The organism is Streptomyces sp. NPDC015032, from assembly GCF_043080425.1.
Taxonomy (GTDB): Bacteria; Actinomycetota; Actinomycetes; order Streptomycetales; family Streptomycetaceae; genus Streptomyces.
The window spans coordinates 298,366-315,994 of sequence record NZ_JBIBVN010000002.1 but is presented as its reverse complement, the minus strand read 5'-3'; the positions used below and the strand labels follow the sequence as shown (position 1 = coordinate 315,994).

The window sequence follows — 17,629 nt, the reverse complement described above, 5'->3', positions numbered from 1 at the left end:
GTTTGAGACGCCGACGTAACATCCCGCGTCACCCTGGCGGGTGGTGTGTCCCTATTGGGGTCAGGAGACACGCCACCCGCCGTAGTGACGTAATACGCCGTCAACATGGCCTGGAGTGGCTGAAAATAGATCCTCAGTGCACCGGCTGGTTCACCCGCTCGATCTTCTGCGTTCCGCTGAGCGTCCGGTACGAACGTGCCCAGGCGGAAGTCGCGTCCCGCTTCGTCCGGTCGGAGACGACGTAGTAGTCCATCTGTGAGCGTTCGGCGGTGACGTCGAGCACGCCGTATCCGTGCGCGTCCATGTCCACCCACTTCACATGACGGTTGGCGGCCTTCACCGCCGCGCTCGCGACCACCGAGACCGTCTGCGGCGCGACATGCAGGAGGTCGTCGAGATTGTCCGAGGTCACCGACGTCACCACGAACTCGGTGGCGGCCGAGGCCGAGAAGGGATACGTGGCCGCCTTCACCGGCACGTCGTTGGCCCACGCCATGTGGATGTCACCGGTCAGGAAGACCGTGTTGGTGATCGACCGGTCCCGCAGATGGGCGATCAGCTCCTTGCGGTCGTCCGTGTATCCGTCCCACTGGTCGACGTTGACGGCGAGACCTTCCGTGGGCAGCCCCAGCAGCTCGGCCAGCGGCTCCAGCAGGTGCGCGGGCACGGAGCCGAACGCGACCGGCGAGATCATCACCGACGTGCCGACCAGCTTCCAGGCGGTGTCCGATCCGGCCAGTCCCGACTTCAGCCAGTCCAGCTGCGCCCGGCCGGTGATCGTGCGGTCCGGGTCGTCGACCGAGCCGCTGCCGATCGCCGACTGCTGGGAACGGAAGGTGCGCAGATCGAGAAGGTGGAGCTCGGCCAGGCTGCCGAAGCGGAGCCGCCGGTAGACGGTGCCCTCGGTGGAGGCGCGGACCGGCATCCACTCGAAGTAGGCCTGCTTGGCACCCGCGACCCGGTCGGCCCAGGCGCCCTCCGTGTCCGGCGTGTGGTTCTCGGCCCCGCCCGACCAGGAGTCGTTGGCGAACTCGTGGTCGTCCCAGATCGCGATCACCGGGTGGGCGGCGTGCAGGGTCTGGAGGTCGGTGTCCGTCTTGTAGTTGCCGTGCCGGGTGCGGTAGTCGGCGAGGGTGAGGATCTCGTGCCTGGGCTCGTGGGGCCGTACGACGTACTTCGCGTCCGGGTAACTGCCCGACGCGTACTCGTATATGTAGTCGCCGAGATGCAGCACCGCGTCGAGATCGGCGCGTTGGGCGAGATGCCGGTACGGGGAGAAGTAACCCGCCTCCCAGTTGGCGCACGAGACCACGCCGAAGCGCACACCGGGTGTGGCCGCCCCGGCCGCGGGCGCGGTACGGGTGCGGCCCGTCGGTGAGAGGACCCCCGTACCGTCGCCCGCCGAGAAGCGGAACCAGTACGCGGTGGCCGGGCTCAGCCCCCGCACATCGGCCTTGACGGTGTGATCCGAGGCGGCCTTCGCGACGGTGCTGCCCCGCGCGACGACCCGGGCGAACCCCTGGTCCTCGGCGACCTCCCAGCGCACCGCCGTGTCGGCGCCACGACCGGAACCGGGCACGGCGTCGGGGGCCGGGGTGACGCGGGTCCACAGGAGTATGCCGTCGGGCAGGGGGTCGCCGGAGGCGACGCCGTGCAGGAAGGCGGGCCCGTCCGCGGCACGCGCGGTGGTGGCGGCGCCCAGCACGGGGGCCGCGACGGCGGTGGCGGCAGCGGCCTTGACGAGCGTGCGGCGGCTGGGGGCGGAAAGCGGCGAGGAAAGGTGTCGACTGGTCACGGGGCAGCACCCTACTGACCGGTAAAGCCAACGGGCAGGCGAACCAAGGAAGTTCGCCTGCCCGTCCAGGAGCCGCTGCCGGGGATTTTCCGCCCGGTCAGGACCGGGCGGGCTGTCAGCCCTTCAGCGCGGCGTCGATCGCGGTGTTGAAATCGGCCACCGTCATCGGAGCGTTCTTGCCGTCCGCGCCGGTGAGCGCCTTGCCGTCCATCTTCAGCGTCGGGGTGCCCCGCACGCCGCTCTTGTTGAACGCCTCGGACATCTTCATCGCCCAGTTGTCGAACGTGCCGTCCTCGACGTTCTTCTGGAACTCCTTGTTGCCCTTCAGGGCGTCGACCGTGTCGGCGATCTTGATCAGGTACGCGTCGTCCTTGAACTTGTCGTCGGTCTCCTCCGGGTGGTACTTCGCGGAGAAGAGCGCGGCCTTGTAGTCCAGGAAGGTCTGCGGGCTGATATTGAGAGCGGCGCCGAGCGCGCTCAGCGCGTTCTTCGAGCCCACGCCCGTGGCCATGTCGTCGAGGAACGTGGCACCGATGTATTTGATCTTGTACTTCCCGGCGTCGATGTCCTTCTGCAGCGTCCCGCCGACGGACTGTTCGAGCGTGGCGCAGATCGGGCAGCGCGGGTCCTCGTAGATCTCCAGGGTCTTCTTGGCGGTCGACTTGCCGATGACGACGGTCGTGCCGTTCTCGCCGGAGGTGTTCTTGGGCGCCGTGACGTCCTTCGCGTCCTTGGCCGCGTCCCAGTGGGACGGCTTGTTCATCTGCATGATGCCCCAGGTGCCGAGGCCCACGACCGCCAGCACGCCGACGATCGAGACGCCGACGACGATCTGCCGACGGGTCTTGTCCTTCTTGGCCTGGCGCTCGCGTTCGGCGCGCAGACGCTCACGGGCCGCCGACTTGTTGGCCTGGCTGTTGCGCTTGCTCATGTTTTCTTCTCCATGAAGTGGGTGTTACGTCGTCAGGGATGTGCGTGCTCAGGCGAAGGTGCAGGCCGAGCGCGGCGGTCCCCTCCGTCCCACGGAGTGCACGAGCAGACGGGCGTGTACGAGCAGATGCGGGCCGTGTCCGGCGGGGCGCACCCTGCGGTGCACGGAGCGGCGGGCCGTACCGACCACGGCGACCGCGATCAGCAGCGGCCGGAACGCCAGGACGGCGACCGCGCCCAGCAGGGCGACGAGCGCGGACTCGCCGCGCCGGAGCCAGGCCGCGGCGAGCAGCCCGACCGTCACATGGGCGGCGAGCAGCAGCCATGGCACCGCTGGACCGGGGGAGGCCAGCAGCGCGGCCGCCGTGTGCCCGGTGCCGGTCACCGAGGCGAGCGGGGTGCCGACGTCGCCGGCCCGTGCCGCACCGGCGCCGATGTCTCCGCCGCCGCACAGCACATCGACGCCGACCGAGCGCAGCGGCCCCGCTATCGGGCCGCCCGCCGCGCCGTAACAGAGGTGCTGGCCGGTGGTGAAGACGGTGTCGGCGGCCAGTTCCAGGGGGACCAGCAGCCCGGCGATCGCCCCGAAGCCGCGCTCCCGGCCGGCCAGCGCGTACGCGACGGCGAAGACCGCACCGGCCAGCAGGGCGACGACGTTCAGCGGCAGCGAGACCTGGGAGAGCAGCACATGGGAACCGGTCGAGAGCGTCACGACGAGCGCTGTGAAAAGCGCCGCGCGAACGACTCTGAGCTGCTTCCCGGATATGTCCATCGTCGAGGAGTGTCGCATGCGAACCTGTCAGCGCACCCCAAGGGGGCGGCTGCGTGTGGAGCCCTGCAGCCCCGGGATCCGGCCGTTGCGGAAGAGATCCACGAAGATCTGGTGGTCGGCGCGGGCCCGGGCGCCGTAGCTGTGCGCGAAATCCACCAGCAGGCCGGCGAAGCCCTCCTCGTCCGCCGAGATCGCCGCGTCGATCGCCCGCTCCGTGGAGAACGGCACCAGCGAGTGGCCGCTGTCGTCGTCCGCCGCCGCGTGCATCGTCGCCGTCGCCCGGGCGAGGTCGGCGACGACCGCCGCGATCTCCTCCGGCTCGTCGATGTCGGACCAGTCCAGATCGACCGCGTACGGAGAAACCTCGGCGACCAGCTGCCCGGCCCCGTCCAGCTCGGTCCAGCCGAGCCACGGGTCGGCGTGCGCCTGCAGGGCGCGCTGCGAGATGACCGTGCGGTGGCCCTCGTGCTGGAAGTAGCCGCGCACGGCGGCGTCGGTGATGTGCCGGGAGACCGCGGGGGTCTGCGCCTGCTTGAGGTAGATCACCACATCGTTCTCCAGGGCGTCGCTGTTGCCCTCCAGGAGGATGTTGTACGAGGGCAGCCCGGCCGAACCGATGCCGATGCCGCGACGGCCGACGACATCCTTCACCCGGTAGGAGTCGGGGCGGGCCAGACTGGACTCCGGCAGTGTCTCCAGATAGCCGTCGAAGGCGGCCAGCACCTTGTACCGCGTCGCCGCGTCCAGATCGATCGAGCCGCCGCCCGCCGCGAACCTGCGCTCGAAGTCCCGGATCTCCGTCATCGATTCCAGCAGCGAGAACCGGGTCAGCGACCGGGCGTCGCGCAGCGCGTCCAGCAGCGGGCCCTCGGCCGTATCGAGCGTGAAGGGCGGCAGCTCCGATATGCCGCCGCTCTTCGAGCCCGTCGCCAGAGCGTGGATCCGCTCGCGGTAGGCCGCCGCGTAGACCCGGACCAGCTCGGTGATCTGGTCGTCACCCAGTGCCTTCGCGTACCCGATCAGTGCGACGGAGGCGGCGAACCGCTTGAGGTCCCAGGTGAACGGGCCGACGTACGCCTCGTCGAAGTCGTTCACATTGAAGACCAGCCGGCCGTTGGCGTCCATGTACGTGCCGAAGTTCTCCGCGTGCAGATCGCCGTGGATCCACACCCGCCCGGTCCGCTCGTCCAGGTACGGGCCGCCGTGCCGCTCCCGCTCCAGGTCGTTGTAGAACAGGCACGCCGTGCCCCGGTAGAAGGCGAACGCCGAGCCCGCCATCTTGCGGAACTTGACCCGGAAGGCGGCCGGATCGGCGGCCAGCAGCTCCCCGAAGGCGGTGTCGAAGACCTCAAGAATCTGCTCCCCGCGCTGCGCCGCGCCGGTCTGCGCTTCCGACATCTCCGGGTGCCTCCTGGTACCTGACGTGCATGACAAACGGGACGGCCTTCTCAGCCCCTTCAACGCGCGACCGCAGCCGGGAGTGCCCCTCGGTTGTCACTTCGGAGACGTAGACTTCCACGCTGTCCCCCCAGTCCGTCCGCCCGCCCGTCGCCCGACCGCAGCCCCTCATCGAGGCGCTCCGCGCCGCGCCTGCACTTCGGAGGCCCACCGCCGTGACCAAGCCGCCTTTCACGCACCTTCACGTCCACACCCAGTACTCGCTGCTGGACGGTGCCGCGCGGCTCAAGGACATGTTCAACGCGTGCAATGAGATGGGCATGTCCCATATCGCCATGACCGACCACGGCAACCTGCACGGCGCCTACGACTTCTTCCATTCGGCGCAGAAGGCGGGCGTGACGCCGATCATCGGGATCGAGGCGTACGTCGCCCCGGAGTCGCGCAAGCACAAGCGGAAGATCCAGTGGGGCCAGCCCCACCAGAAGCGTGACGACGTCTCGGGTTCGGGTGGTTACACCCACAAGACGATCTGGGCGGCGAACTCGACGGGGCTGCACAACCTCTTCCGGCTGTCGTCGGACGCGTACGCGGAGGGCTGGCTGCAGAAGTGGCCGCGTATGGACAAGGAGACCATCGCCCAGTGGTCCGAGGGTCTGATCGCGTCCACCGGCTGTCCCTCGGGCGAGGTGCAGACCCGGCTGCGGCTGGGGCAGTTCGACGAGGCGGTGCAGGCGGCCTCGGACTACAAGGACATCTTCGGCGAGGACAGGTACTTCCTGGAGCTGATGGACCACGGCATCGAGATCGAGCGCCGGGTCCGCGACGGGCTCCTCGAAATCGGCAAGAAGCTGAGCATCCCGCCGCTGGTGACCAACGACTCGCACTACACCTACGCCCACGAGGCGACCGCGCACGACGCGCTGCTGTGCATCCAGACCGGGAAGAACCTCTCCGACCCGGACCGCTTCCGCTTCGACGGCACCGGCTACTACCTCAAGACGACCGACGAGATGTACGCCGTCGACTCCTCCGACGCCTGGCAGGAGGGGTGCGCCAACACACTGCTGGTCGCGCAGCAGATCGACACCGCGGGGATGTTCGAGAAGCGCGACCTGATGCCGAAGTTCGACATCCCGGACGGGTTCACGGAGATCACCTGGTTCCAGGAGGAGGTCCGGGTCGGTATGAACCGGCGCTTCCCGGCCGGCGTCCCCGAGGACCGGCAGAAGCAGGCCGAGTACGAGATGGACGTCATCATCCAGATGGGGTTCCCGGGGTACTTCCTGGTGGTCGCCGACTTCATCATGTGGGCGAAGAACAACGGCATCGCGGTCGGCCCCGGCCGAGGCTCCGCGGCCGGCTCGATCGTGGCGTACGCGATGGGCATCACCGACCTCGACCCGATCGAGCACGGGCTGATCTTCGAGCGGTTCCTCAACCCCGAGCGCGTCTCCATGCCCGATGTCGACATCGACTTCGACGAGCGTCGGCGCGTCGAAGTGATCAGGTACGTGACGGAGAAGTACGGCGCCGACAAGGTCGCCATGATCGGCACGTACGGCAAGATCAAGGCGAAGAACGCCATCAAGGACTCCGCCCGCGTCCTCGGCTACCCGTACGCGATGGGCGACCGGCTCACCAAGGCCATGCCCGCCGACGTCCTCGGCAAGGGCATCGACCTCAACGGCATCACCGACCCCAAGCACCCGCGCTACAGCGAGGCGGGCGAGATCCGGGGGATGTACGAGAACGAGCCGGACGTGAAGAAGGTCATCGACACCGCGAAGGGTGTCGAGGGCCTGGTCCGGCAGATGGGCGTGCACGCCGCGGGCGTCATCATGTCCAGCGAGCCCATCGTCGACCACGCCCCGGTCTGGGTGCGGCACACCGACGGCGTCACCATCACGCAGTGGGACTACCCGCAGTGCGAGTCGCTCGGCCTGCTGAAGATGGACTTCCTCGGCCTGCGCAACCTCACCATCATGGACGACGCCGTCAAGATGGTGGAGAGCAACAAGGACATCAAGCTGGACCTGCTCGGCCTCCCGCTGGACGACCCGAAGACGTACGAGATGCTCTGCCGCGGTGACACGCTCGGCGTGTTCCAGTTCGACGGCGGCCCGATGCGCTCCCTGCTGCGCCAGATGCAGCCCGACAACTTCGAGGACATTTCCGCCGTCTCGGCCCTGTACCGGCCGGGTCCGATGGGCATGAACTCCCACACGAACTACGCCGAGCGCAAGAACGCCCGGCAGGAGATCACCCCGATCCACCCGGAGCTGGAGGAGCCGCTCAAGGAGGTCCTCGGCCTCACCTACGGCCTGATCGTGTACCAGGAGCAGGTGCAGAAGGCCGCCCAGATCGTCGCCGGGTACTCGCTCGGCGAGGCCGACATCCTGCGCCGTGTGATGGGCAAGAAGAAGCCCGAGGAACTGGAGAAGAACTTCGTCCTCTTCCAGGCGGGTGCCAAGAAGAACGGCTTCTCCGACGCCGCGATCCAGGCCCTGTGGGACGTGCTGGTCCCGTTCGCCGGCTACGCGTTCAACAAGGCGCACTCCTCCGCGTACGGCCTGGTCACCTACTGGACCGCGTATCTGAAGGCGAACTACCCCGCGGAGTACATGGCGGCGCTGCTCACCTCGGTCAAGGACGACAAGGACAAGTCGGCGGTCTACCTCAACGAGTGCCGCCGCATGGGCATCAAGGTGCTGCCGCCCAATGTGAACGAGTCGCTGTCGAACTTCGCGGCCCAGGGCGACGACGTGATCCTCTTCGGCCTGACCGCCGTCCGCAACGTGGGGCAGAACGTCGTCGACTCGATCATCCGGTGCCGCAAGGCGAAGGGGAAGTACGGCAGCTTCCCCGACTTCCTGGACAAGGTCGAGGCGGTGGTGTGCAACAAGCGCACCGTGGAGTCGCTGATCAAGGCCGGCGCCTTCGACGAGATGGGCCACACCCGCAAGGGCCTGGTCGCGCACCACGAGCCGATGATCGACAACGTGGTGCAGGTCAAGCGCAAGGAGGCCGAGGGACAGTTCGACCTCTTCGGCGGCATGGGCGACTCGGACGACGGCGCCTCCGAGCCGGGCTTCGGGCTCGACGTGGAGTTCTCCGACATCGAGTGGGAGAAGTCCTACCTGCTGGCCCAGGAGCGCGAGATGCTCGGGCTGTACGTCTCCGACCACCCGCTCTTCGGCCTGGAGCACGTGCTGTCCGACAAGGCCGACTCCTCGATCTCCCAGCTGACCGGCGGGGAGCACGCCGACGGCGCCATCGTCACCGTCGGCGGCATCATCTCCGGACTCCAGCGCAAGATGACCAAGCAGGGCAACGCCTGGGCCATCGCGACTGTCGAGGACCTGGCCGGTTCCATCGAGTGCATGTTCTTCCCCGCCACCTACCAGCTGGTCTCCACCCAGCTCGTCGAGGACACCGTCGTCTTCGTCAAGGGACGTCTCGACAAGCGCGAGGACGTGCCCCGGCTCGTCGCCATGGAGATGCAGGTCCCCGACATCTCGTCGGCGGGCACCAACGCCCCCGTGGTCCTCACCATCCCCACGGTCAAGATCACGCCGCCGATGGTCAGCCGCCTCGGCGAGGTCCTCAGCAACCACCGGGGCGACACCGAGGTGCGGATCAGGCTCCAGGGCCCCCGCAAGACCACGGTGCTCCGGCTCGACCGGCACCGGGTGAAGCCCGACCCGGCGCTCTTCGGTGACCTGAAGGTGCTGCTCGGGCCGTCCTGCCTGGCCGGCTGATCCGGTTCACGACCCGGACGTACGAGAGGGGCGCCCCCGCGTAGGCGGGAGCGCCCCTCTCGGTCACACGGCCCGTGGCCGGACCGGAAATCCGGCCGGTCAGTTGTGGCCGAAGCGCCGCTGGTGCTTGCGGGCGACATCGGCAGGGCTGCCCTGGGCCTGCGGCTGAGGCTGTATCTGCGACTCGTACGTGTTCGACTTGGACTCTTCCGCACCGTGCTCCGGACCGGATGTGCGGGTCTGCCGGCTGCCCTGCTTGCGGTTCTTGTTCTTGGCCATGGCGTTCCTCCTGTGGGGACTCTCGGGGCCAGGATCGCGTTCAGACTCACATAGTGGTGTAAAGGGTGCATGTTGGATCATTACCGTGCGTAGTGAGGGGGTATGATGCGCCGTTTTTCCGATCCGCCACGCCGATGATCGAGTTCCGGCCGTCAACCCCTGCGCGGTCGGGCAGACTCGAAGGAAACCTTTGGCAAAGACCACACCCGAATTTCTGGAAGAGGGTGGAACGCGTGGACCGTTGCGTCGTCCTGGTGGACGCCGGCTACTTGCTGGGTGCAGCCGCGAGTCTGCTTGCCGGAGAGCCCGCCCGTTCCCGCATCACCGTCGACCACGCGGCCCTCATCCGGGGCCTGCGGGAGCTGGCAGAGACCGATACGCAGCAGCCGCTGCTGCGGATCTACTGGTTCGACGGCGCCCCCGACCGCGTACCGCAGCCCGAGCACCGCAGGCTGCGGGTGGTGCCCCGGGTGACCGTCCGGCTCGGCGCCCTCACCCGTAGTGACGGGCGCTGGGCGCAGAAGGGCGTCGACGCCGCGATGCACGCCGAGCTCACGGAGCTGGCCAGGAACCGGGCCTGTTCCGACGTGGTGCTGGTGACCGGCGACGGCGATCTGCTGCCCGGCCTGATGTCCGCCAAGGAACACGGCGTCGCCGTCCACCTGTGGGCCGTCCAGGCCGCCGACGGCGACTACAACCAGTCCGAGGACCTGGTCGCCGAGGCCGACGAACGAAGGGTGCTCGACCGGGCCTGGATCACCCGCGCCATACGGGCCAAGGAGACCGGCGGCGTCTGCGCCCCGCCGCCCGCGCCCCGGCCGGAGATCGCCGCGATCCTCGCCGCGCCGCTGCCCGAAGCGGCCCTCGCCGCGTCCGCCGAGCGGGCGCCGGAGGCCGAGGGGCAGGCCGCCGCCGACGGCACCGCCCCGCCGCCCGAGGAGAGCAGCACCACCGCAGAGCGGCCCGGCCTCGGCGGAAAGGGCGTCCCCACCCCCAAGGACCTGGCGGGCACCCTGCGCGGCCCCGGCACCCAGCCGGCCCAGCACCCCACCCAGCCCCCGCCCGCCGGCGCGACCCTGCGCTGGTCCTCCGACAAGGGCTGGATGGACCGCGGCGGGCCACTGGGCGAGCCCGCCGAAACCGCGTCCCTCCCGACACTGGCCCAGCTCACCAGCGCCGAGCAGCGCTGGGCGGACCGCGAGGAGGACATCACCACCGTCGGCGGCGACCCCTTCGAGGTGGGCCAGGTCTTCGCCCGCCGCTGGATGGAGCGGCTGCCGGAGGCCGCCCATCTGCAGAAGCTGTCGACCATGTATCCGCGCATCCCGCACCGCATCGACGGCGAGCTGCTGCGGTACGCGGCACGGTTCGGCCTGCTCGCCCACAAGGACGACCAGATCGACGAGCACGACCGCTATGCGATCCGGGCGGGATTCTGGCGGGAGATCGATGTACGGGCCGCGGCGGAACACGCCCCCGCGGCGGAGTGGACGGGCCCGTCCGCCGACTGACGGCAGGGCGGGCAACCCGGCCGGCGATCGCCGCGTCCCGGCCCGGCCGGCCCGGCCCCGGGCACGATCCGGGGCATCCGACCCCGTACTCTCGTACCTCGTGAGTACGGGCACAGCACAGGCGCAGACGGCGACCGGGACCGTGTGCGCGGTGCGTGATCTGGTCAAGACCTATCCCGCCGCCCGCGGCCGACGCGGTGCGCCCGCCACACCCGAGGTGCGCGCCACCGACGGGATCAGCCTGGATGTGCGGCGCGGTGAGATCTTCGGGCTCCTCGGCCCCAACGGCGCCGGGAAGTCCACCCTGGTACGTCAGCTGACCGGGCTGATGCGGCCCGACTCCGGCAGCGTCACCGTGCTGGGCCACGATCTCGTACGCCACCCCGAGCGGGCCTCCCGGCTGATCGGATACCTCGGCCAGGAGTCCACCGCCCTCGACGAACTGACGGTGTCGCTCGCCGCCGAGACCACCGGACGGCTGCGCGGCCTTCCGGTACGGGACGCGCGCGCCGAACGCAACGCCGTACTCGACGAACTCGGACTCACCGAGATCGCGGGACGCCCCCTGAAGAAGCTCTCCGGTGGACAGCGGCGGCTCGCCTGCTTCGCCGCCGCGCTGGTCGGCGAGCGGCCGGTGCTGGTGCTGGACGAGCCGACGACCGGGATGGATCCCGTCGCGCGGCGGGCCGTCTGGGCCGCGGTGGACCGGCGCCGGGCCGAACACGGCACGACGGTGCTGCTCGTCACCCACAACGTCATCGAGGCCGAGACGGTCCTCGACCGGGTCGCCGTGATCGAACGCGGCACGGTCATCGCCTGCGATACGCCGGCCGGCCTCAAGGAACGTGTCGCGGGTGAGGTCCGGGTCGAGCTGGTGTGGCGCGAACGGGCGCCGCTGGACGTGCCCGAGGTGGCCGCGCTGCGCGGCTTTGCCCAGGAGTCCGGACGGCGCTGGGTGCTGCGGCTCGGTCCCGACGAGGCGCGGGCGGCGGTGGCCGCCGTGACCGGCGGCGCGGCCTTCGCCGCACTCGGCGACTTCACCCTGGCGACGCCCAGCCTGGAGGATGTCTATCTCGCGCTCGGCGGGGACGCGGCCAAGGGGCTGGTGAAGGCATGACCGGGGTGGGCGGGGAGGCCGGGTGCGGGTGCGCGGCCGGACAGGGAGCGAAGAGGAGCAGCGCCAGGTGACGAGCATCGTTCCCGCGCAGGCGGTGACCGGACCCGTCCGGACCCCCGAGGACGGCCGGGCCGGCCGCGAGGACGACGGCCGGCCCGAGGCGGCCCCCGCGCCGCTCGCGCCGCGCGCCCGGCTGTTCCCCTCGCTCGCGGCCGTCTACCGTGCCCAGCTGTCCCGGGCCCGGGTCGCCCGTATTCCGCTGCTTTTCGTCGCGACCTTCCAGTCCGTCGGGATCATGGTGCTGATGCGCGGGGTCGTCGACGGCGACGTCGAGGCGCGGGCCGTCGTGGCCGGATCCAGCGTCCTCGTGGTGGCCTTCGTGGCGCTCAACCTGCTCGCCCAGTACTTCGGGCAGCTGCGGGCCGGCGGCGGGCTCGACCACTACGCGACCCTGCCGGTGCCGCCCGCCGCGGTGGTGCTCGGTGCCGCCGGGGCGTACGCCTCCTTCACGGTGCCCGGCACCATCGTCACGGCCGTGGCGGGAAGCGTGCTGTTCGGGCTGCCGCTGACCCATCTGTGGGTGCTCGTCGCCGTCATCCCGCTCTCCGGGGCGGCGCTCTCCGGGCTCGGCGCCGCGCTGGGGCTGCTCGCGCCCCGGCAGGAGCTGGCCACGCTGCTCGGGCAGCTGGGCATGTCGGCGGCGCTGCTGCTCGGCGTCCTGCCGGCCGACCGGCTGCCCGCGCCGATCGGCTGGGCCCGCGATCTGCTGCCCTCGACGTACGGTGTCGAGGCACTCTCGCGGTCCTTCGACGCCCGTCCCGACTGGGCGGTCGTCGCGCTGGACCTCGCGGTCTGCGCCGCCGTCGGCGTCCTCTCGCTGGCCGTGGCCACCTGGGCGTACCGCAGGGCAGCGGTCCGGTGAGGCGCCGCACAGCTACGCCTGGCACGATGGCACGGTGACCGCACCTCTGACGCCGCCTCACCAGCCCTCGTCCAACGGCCCCTGGCAGACCCCGCCGACGTGGGGCGGGCCGGGGAGCCCCGGTGGCCCCGGCTCCGGGGCCCCGGTGGAGTCCGAGGGTGAGAACGGCCGCCGGTCGGATCTGCGGCGGGCCGCTGTCGTCACCGTTCTCACGGCCGTCGCGGGCATCGCGCTCGGATTTCTCTGGGCGTGGCTGGCCCCGCGGGTTCCCCTGATCTCCGACAGCACGGCCGTCTTCCTCAGCGACAGCGAGGGCGAGGAGGCGATCGGCGCCGACGGCACGTTCGTGCTGCTCGCCCTGGCATTCGGTGTGCTCTCCGCGGCGCTGGTCTTCTGGTTCCAGCGGCGTGGCGGCATCGCCCTCGTGGTGGGGCTCGCGCTGGGCGGGCTGCTCGGTTCGCTGATTGCCTGGCGGCTGGGGGTGTGGCTCGGTCCGGAGCAGGACGTGGTCGCGCACGCGCGGGCGGTCGGCAAGGGCGTGGTCTTCGACGCGCCGCTCCAGCTGCGGTCGAAGGGGGTCGCGTTGCTGGTGTGGTCGATCGGGGCGATGGCGGTTCATCTCGGGTTGACCGCGTTGTTCGGACCGCGTGATCCGGAGCCGGAGTGGGGAGCGTTTCCCGGGTGGGCCGCGGGTGGGCCGGTGCCGGGCGCGGGTTCCGGTGCGGGGCCCGGCGCTCCGGGAGCGGGTACGCCGCCGGTGCCGCCGGCCGGGGCCTAGCGACTTTCGTCCGGATCATGCCGGACCCCGCGAGCCCGGCGTGATCCGGACGCGAGGCCCTGGGCGGCGGGTGGTTCCGGGGCGGCGGGGTGCGGGTGTCCTGGGGTGCGAGGTGGGCCGCGGGATGGGCTGGGGCGGGCCTACTCCCGGCCGATCTCCGCGAAGACCGCGCCCGTCAGCGATGCCAGGTCCGCGGGGGAGAGTTCGACCTCCAGGCCGCGCCGGCCCGCCGAGACGCAGATGGTCTCGTGGGACCGTGCCGACGCGTCGAGCACCGTACGCAGTTGCTTCCGCTGGCCCAGCGGGGAGATGCCGCCCCGTACGTAGCCGGTGGTGCGTTCCGCTGCCGCCGGGTCGGCCATCGCGGCGCGTTTGCCGCCCACCGCGGAGGCCAGCGCCTTGAGGTCGAGCGAGCCGGCCACCGGGACGACCGCCACGGTGAGACTGCCGTCGACCTCCGCGACCAGGGTCTTGAAGACCCGGTCGGGGGAGACGCCCAGTGCCTCGGCCGCCTCCTCGCCGTAGGAGGCCGACGCCGGGTCGTGGTCGTAGGAATGGACGGTGAACGCCATGCCGGCCGCGGTCAGCGCGACCGTTGCCGGGGTGCCGCCGGACTGCTGCTGCTTCTTCGGCTTCTTCGCCACGGGGAGAGGGTCCTCGGGTCGGTCGGCTGTCGGCCGGTCGGTCAGTTGGGGTGGACGGGGGGACGCGTCAGGTCCGCCGCGGGCAGGGACGGCAGATGCCGGATGACGGCGGTCTCGGAACGCAGCAGCGTCAGCTCTTCGCGCAGCCGGGTCGCGGTGTCGGGCGCCTGGAGCAGCCGCTGCTTCGACGGGATGTCGAGTACGGCGGCCGCCGCGACCAGGTAGGAGACGACGGAGGGTTCGTCGGGCAGGTCCGCGCCGGTCGTCAGGGACCGTTCGCTCGCCCCGGCCAGCCGCTTCTGGTAGCTGCGGAAGGCCCGCAGGACGCCTTCGGCCAGTGCGCCCGCCTCCTCGCCGGGTTCCTCGTCCAGCTCTTCGAGTTCGGCCGTCAGATAGGGGCCGCTCGCGTCGACGGAGCACAGCCTGGCCCGGGTGGTGCCGGTCGCGAGGACCTCGAAGCTGCCGTCCGGCCGTTCCCGGATCTTCGCCGCGTCGGCGATGCAGCCGACCCGGTGGAAGGTCTGGAGCGGGTCGGGACCGAAGCCGTCCGCGGGGCCGCGCTCGGCGGGGGTGCTCGTCGGGTCCGGCATTCCGGTGGCCGTCGGGGCGGTCTCGTGGCCGTCGCGGATCGCGACCACGGCGAAGCGGCGGGGCTCGTCGCCGCCGGTCTTCAGCAGTTCGCGCATCATGGCGCGATAACGCTCTTCGAAGACGTTCAGCGGCAGCACGAGGCCGGGGAACAGCACCGCGTTCAGCGGGAACAGAGGCAGGCGAGCGGTGGTCACAACGGTCAAGCGTAATGGCCGCGGGGCCGGCCCCGGTCGGCCCGGCCCGGCAAAGGTGTCGCACAGGCCACCCGGAGCCGCGCGTCGTTCCTCGCGTCGAGGAACCGGCCGAGCGGATCGTCGGAGACCGACGACCACGGGAACGACGCCGCGTGGGGCCCGATCCGGCGGAACTGATCCAGCGCCTCGTCCCAGCGGCCCCGGGCGACCAGTACGAAGGCCAGCAGGTTGCGGACCCCGGCGGGCCAGGGATCGCCGGGTGCGAACGAGGCGGACAGGGTGATCGCCAGATCCGCCGCCGCGTCGATCCGTTCCTCCTGCACCGAAGTGGTCCGTGCGCCCGGCCCTTCGATCAGCAGGGCGAAGGCGGCCCGCAGCGGCAGCGCCTGCACCAGTGAGCCGGGCGGCGAGTCCTCGGCCGCCCGTTCGGCGAAGTCGAAGCATTCGCGGTGCGAGCCGTACCAGGCGGCGGAGAGGTACCGCAGGGCCGCGACATGGCAGCCGTAGTGGTGCGAGGAGCGCTGGATCGCCTGTTCCCACAGCGCCTCGAAGGTGGTGTGCGTGGCGTGGGTGCCGCGCGCGTGGTCGAGTGCCAGCCGCCAGGGCACCGGGTCGCGCGGATCGCTCTCGGCCGCCGCGGTGATCAGCGGCCCCACCTCGCGCAGCTGCTCGGCCCGGACGGGCGACTCCCAGGCCCGGCGGACCGCCAGCTCCGCCTTGACGAGCAGCGCGTCCGGGTCGTGCGGTGCGGCGGCGAGCCAGCCGGTGAGCCAGCCGTCGCGGCTGCGGGCGAAGGTGACGAGCCGGCCGAGGTAGCGGTCCCGGTTCTCCCACTCGGCGCCGTCCCGGGTGATGGCGAGGAGCTTCGCGGCCGGTTCGTACTCCCCGAGGGCGGCGGCGACGAGCGCTGGGGAGAGCCGTTCGTCGGGGGCGTCGAGCAGCACTGCGTCGTCCGCCGGCAGCCCGGCCGATCCCTGGGGGGAACGCCGGACCGTGCCCGCGGTACGGAGCAGAGCGCGAAGGAATGACATGGCGCAGACCATTGAAAAGCGCTGGTCGGGGCGGCGCCAAGGGGGGTGCTGTGAAGCTTTGGTGCCGAGTGGAGGGGTTGTATCGAGCACGGTCAATAAAAGGTAAAAGAAAGTCGGGAATCTGGCTTGTTCCCGTCGCTCCGGCGGGCCGGGTACGGCCCTTCGGGCAGGGCCCGGCCCGTCGTCGGCCAGGGCCTCCGCAGCCGCGACGACCGCCCCGCGGCGGGCCTCCGGGCGGTTGCCCGGTGCCCGCCGCGGCCGGATCCCGGTCAGCCCCGGCGCAGCAGCCGTGAGGCGCCGGCCGCGACCGTGGTGGCCAGTATCCAACCCAGCAGGACGAGCACGGCCGCCGTCCACTGCCAGCCGTCCTCCAGCCGCCAGTAACCGTCCTGGCCGAGGTTGATCACCGGCACCAGCAGGTCGAGTGCGTACAGGGCGGGGTTCCACTGCGGATGCTCGTCCTGTTTGATCGCCGCCGGGACGTGCTGGGAGAAGGCCAGGGTGCCCGCCGCCCACAGCACCGCCATCCAGACCGCGGCCCGGCCCGGCCGGTAGCCGTACGCCACCGTCCAGTCCTGCAGGAAGCCCCAGAGCTTCGCCGCGGGCGGCAGCGTCTCGCGCCGCCTGCGCTGCTTGGCCAGCAGCACCTCGCGGGCGTCCGCGTCCTCCCCGCAGCTGCGCAGCACCGTCGCGAGGCGTTCGTACGGCTCCGGCACGTACTCCGGGGTCGCCGCCGCCACCCACTCCAGGCGCCGGGAGAGCGGAAAGTGCCCGTACGGGACGAGGTTCTCGTACACGAAACCGCCCATCGCCAGACCGCCGGGCCCCGGCCAGCTGGTCGACACGTCGATCAGGGTGACCACCCTCGCGCCGTTCAGTACGACCCGGCCCTCCTCCGGCCGCTCCGCGTTGAACCGCAGCTCCGGAGTGACGATCCGGCGCAGCGACAGCTCCTCGTGCCGGGCCAGCACGAACCGCGCCTTGTGCAGATCCACGGCATCGCCGAACCGCCCGTCGTCGAGGCGCACCCCGCCGCGGCACTCGAAGATCTGCGAACGCGTACCGCGTGCCGGGGTCGGGGCCATGACGATGCCGTACGGGGGAGTGGTGCCCTGGTTCCCGGTGTCGACACTCACCCACGCCTCGCTCATGTACAGCGTCCGCTCCACCGTCAGCTGCGGGGCGTTCAGCGCGCGCCTGCCCTCCCGGCCCCGCAGTCTGCTGCCGCGCAGGCTCAGCGAACCGCCGACCTTCGCGCCGCGCAGGCTCAGCTCGCCGCGTGCCTCGACCAGCTCCGCCTGGAGGTCCTGGCCGACCGCCAGACCGTCGGCGGCCAGGGCGCGCCCGCCCCGGTCGGGGCCGATCTCGATCTGGTTGATCAGCAGATCGGTGCCGATCTGGGCGTCGGTGAGCCGGATCCCGTGCTTGACGCGGCAGCGCGGCAGATGCAGATCGCCCTCGGTGCGCAGCCGGGCCGCCTCCAGCCGGGGCATCGCACAGCCGACGATCCGTAACGTCGTGAAATGGCATTCGGGCAGCACCACCTCGTTCTCGAAACGGCAGCCGGTCAGCTCGACGTACGGCGCGACGCGCCCGCCCGCGAGATCGAGCGTTCCGGTGATCCGCACCCCCCGGAGCTTCAGCGCGGCGACCCGGCCGGGCCGCGGCGGCGGCCCGGACAGCAGCAGCCGGGCGACGACGCGCCCGTTCACACTGCGTTCCGGTCCCCAGACGGGCGGCGCGAACGGATCGTCCCGCGCCGGGTCGCGGGCGCGCAGATCGTAGGTGCTGCCGTTCCGGAATGCCTGCCACATGCCCAGCTCGGCCGCGCTGAGGCCGTCCGGAAAATCGCCGTCGTGCGGTTCGGTCACGGGGTGCCCCTTCCGCTCGGAGCTGTTCTTCCCGC

14 protein-coding genes are annotated in these 17,629 nt (G+C 71.0%); 5 read left to right on the top strand and 9 right to left on the bottom strand.

Translation table 11 applies throughout. The annotated features are described in order from the left end of the window. Positions 1–133: 133 nt before the first annotated feature. The 4 genes from ACF08M_RS04310 to ACF08M_RS04295 form a co-directional block, all read right to left on the bottom strand. A complete protein-coding gene (locus tag ACF08M_RS04310) occupies positions 134–1,795 on the bottom strand; it encodes an alkaline phosphatase D family protein (protein ID WP_392183698.1) in 1,662 nt (553 codons plus the stop codon). Positions 1,796–1,910: 115 nt separating this feature from the next. Beyond that, a complete protein-coding gene (locus ACF08M_RS04305; protein WP_392183697.1) occupies positions 1,911–2,726 on the bottom strand; it encodes a DsbA family protein in 816 nt (271 codons plus the stop codon). 48 nt (positions 2,727–2,774) lie between these two features. Beyond that, a complete protein-coding gene (locus ACF08M_RS04300) occupies positions 2,775–3,497 on the bottom strand; it encodes a hypothetical protein (RefSeq protein WP_392183696.1) in 723 nt (240 codons plus the stop codon). A gap of 27 nt (positions 3,498–3,524) precedes the next feature. Beyond that, positions 3,525–4,895: a DUF2252 domain-containing protein gene (locus ACF08M_RS04295; protein ID WP_392183695.1), complete on the bottom strand. Its 1,371-nt coding sequence runs from the start codon at positions 4,893–4,895 to the stop codon at positions 3,525–3,527. A 215-nt stretch (positions 4,896–5,110) separates the two neighbouring features. Between ACF08M_RS04295 and dnaE the strand changes: the two genes are divergently transcribed. After that, positions 5,111–8,656, top strand: coding sequence for a DNA polymerase III subunit alpha (gene dnaE / locus ACF08M_RS04290; protein WP_392183694.1), 3,546 nt, complete (start codon positions 5,111–5,113; stop codon positions 8,654–8,656). Positions 8,657–8,755: 99 nt separating this feature from the next. Here the strand turns inward: dnaE and ACF08M_RS04285 are convergent, their stop codons facing one another. After that, positions 8,756–8,935, bottom strand: coding sequence for a hypothetical protein (locus ACF08M_RS04285; protein WP_392183693.1), 180 nt, complete (start codon positions 8,933–8,935; stop codon positions 8,756–8,758). A gap of 224 nt (positions 8,936–9,159) precedes the next feature. Between ACF08M_RS04285 and ACF08M_RS04280 the strand changes: the two genes are divergently transcribed. The 4 genes from ACF08M_RS04280 (at position 9,160) to ACF08M_RS04265 (ending at position 13,263) form a co-directional block, all read left to right on the top strand. Beyond that, the gene (locus ACF08M_RS04280) at positions 9,160–10,446 is read left to right on the top strand and encodes an NYN domain-containing protein (protein ID WP_392183692.1); all 1,287 of its coding nucleotides are present in this window, start codon (positions 9,160–9,162) and stop codon (positions 10,444–10,446) included. A gap of 142 nt (positions 10,447–10,588) precedes the next feature. After that, positions 10,589–11,563, top strand: a complete 975-nt coding sequence (locus ACF08M_RS04275) for an ABC transporter ATP-binding protein (RefSeq protein WP_392183975.1) — start codon at positions 10,589–10,591, stop codon at positions 11,561–11,563. A gap of 193 nt (positions 11,564–11,756) precedes the next feature. After that, the gene (locus tag ACF08M_RS04270; protein WP_392183974.1) at positions 11,757–12,485 is read left to right on the top strand and encodes an ABC transporter permease; all 729 of its coding nucleotides are present in this window, start codon (positions 11,757–11,759) and stop codon (positions 12,483–12,485) included. 34 nt (positions 12,486–12,519) lie between these two features. Continuing rightward, on the top strand, positions 12,520–13,263 hold the full coding sequence (locus ACF08M_RS04265) for an ABC transporter permease (RefSeq protein ID WP_392183691.1): 744 nt from the start codon (positions 12,520–12,522) through the stop codon (positions 13,261–13,263). Positions 13,264–13,403: 140 nt separating this feature from the next. Here the strand turns inward: ACF08M_RS04265 and ybaK are convergent, their stop codons facing one another. The 4 genes from ybaK to ACF08M_RS04245 form a co-directional block, all read right to left on the bottom strand. After that, on the bottom strand, positions 13,404–13,907 hold the full coding sequence (ybaK, locus tag ACF08M_RS04260) for a Cys-tRNA(Pro) deacylase (RefSeq protein ID WP_392183690.1): 504 nt from the start codon (positions 13,905–13,907) through the stop codon (positions 13,404–13,406). Positions 13,908–13,948: 41 nt separating this feature from the next. Next, a complete protein-coding gene (locus ACF08M_RS04255) occupies positions 13,949–14,692 on the bottom strand; it encodes an LON peptidase substrate-binding domain-containing protein (RefSeq protein WP_392183689.1) in 744 nt (247 codons plus the stop codon). A 5-nt stretch (positions 14,693–14,697) separates the two neighbouring features. Continuing rightward, a complete protein-coding gene (locus ACF08M_RS04250; protein ID WP_392183688.1) occupies positions 14,698–15,723 on the bottom strand; it encodes a hypothetical protein in 1,026 nt (341 codons plus the stop codon). 269 nt (positions 15,724–15,992) lie between these two features. Then, complete coding sequence (locus ACF08M_RS04245) at positions 15,993–17,594, bottom strand: oxidoreductase (protein WP_392183687.1); 1,602 nt, start codon at positions 17,592–17,594, stop codon at positions 15,993–15,995. Positions 17,595–17,629: the final 35 nt, after the last annotated feature.

Coding starts and splice junctions, on each gene's coding strand:
- ACF08M_RS04305 (WP_392183697.1), bottom strand. CDS start 2,726: ATGAGCAAGCGCAACAGCCAGGCCAACAAGTCGGCGGCCCGTGAGCGT.
- ACF08M_RS04300 (WP_392183696.1), bottom strand. CDS start 3,497: ATGGACATATCCGGGAAGCAGCTCAGAGTCGTTCGCGCGGCGCTTTTC.
- ACF08M_RS04295 (WP_392183695.1), bottom strand. CDS start 4,895: ATGTCGGAAGCGCAGACCGGCGCGGCGCAGCGCGGGGAGCAGATTCTT.
- ACF08M_RS04285 (WP_392183693.1), bottom strand. CDS start 8,935: ATGGCCAAGAACAAGAACCGCAAGCAGGGCAGCCGGCAGACCCGCACA.
- ACF08M_RS04250 (WP_392183688.1), bottom strand. CDS start 15,723: ATGTCATTCCTTCGCGCTCTGCTCCGTACCGCGGGCACGGTCCGGCGT.